Origin of the sequence: Pauljensenia hongkongensis, assembly GCF_001746855.1 — a bacterium.
Taxonomy (GTDB): Bacteria; Actinomycetota; Actinomycetes; order Actinomycetales; family Actinomycetaceae; genus Pauljensenia; species Pauljensenia hongkongensis.
Map to the genome: position 1 here is coordinate 433188 of NZ_CP017298.1, position 726 is coordinate 433913.

1 protein-coding gene and 1 pseudogene are annotated in these 726 nt (G+C 72.2%); one reads left to right on the forward strand and one right to left on the reverse strand.

Annotation, left to right across the window (positions count from 1 at the left end):
* A pseudogene (locus tag BH719_RS09490) lies at window positions 1-237 on the reverse strand (hypothetical protein); the annotation flags it as partial.
* Between the two features lie 236 nt (window positions 238-473).
* Here BH719_RS09490 and rpmB point away from each other — a divergent pair.
* The gene (gene rpmB, locus BH719_RS01795) at window positions 474-665 is read left to right on the forward strand and encodes a 50S ribosomal protein L28 (RefSeq protein ID WP_005868098.1); all 192 of its coding nucleotides are present in this window, start codon (window positions 474-476) and stop codon (window positions 663-665) included.
* Window positions 666-726: the final 61 nt, after the last annotated feature.

Sequence of the window (726 nt, forward strand, 5' to 3'; positions counted from 1 at the left end):
CACCCCCTGGCGCACGGCCGTGCGCGCGCACGCCTCGACGGCCGTGGACAAGGGGGCGCCCGGGTCCAGGGCGGCCAGGGCGCGGGCCATGGCGGCCAGGGTGGCCGCGGCGTTCGAGCCCGTGTCGCAGTCGGAGCCGTCCCAGCCGTCGAGGTCGTTGAGGAAGGGGGCGAGGCGCCGGGCCTCCTCCGCCGCCGACGCCATCGCGGCCGCGAGGACCGATGCCTGTGGCTCCATGTTCCGCCTCCGTTCCGTTCTGCGCCCATTGTGCCGCACGGCACTGCGGCGGGCGGCCCGCCGCGCTGATGGGGGTCCGCCGCTGTGGGCGAGGCGACACCCGCCGGGCGCCGCGAGACTTGGACGCCGTGGGCCCTTTCCGCTATTCTGTCATGGTTGCCCGCGGTGGGAACACCGCCAGGGCTCCGCGATCAGCGCGGAGGACTGAACCGAGATGGAGAACCGAGGAGATCATCGTGGCTGCCGTTTGTGACGTGTGCGGTAAGGGACCCGGCTTCGGCAAGAGCGTGTCGCACTCGCACGTTCGCACCAACCGCCGGTGGAATCCGAACATCCAGCGCGTGCGCGCCCTGGTCGATGGGACGCCCAAGCGCCTCAACGTCTGCACCAAGTGCCTGAAGTCCGACCGGGTCGTCCGCGCGATCTGAAGGACTACAACCGCCCGGATCCAGGGCGGACCGGACAACGCCCACGGCCACGAGCCGTGGG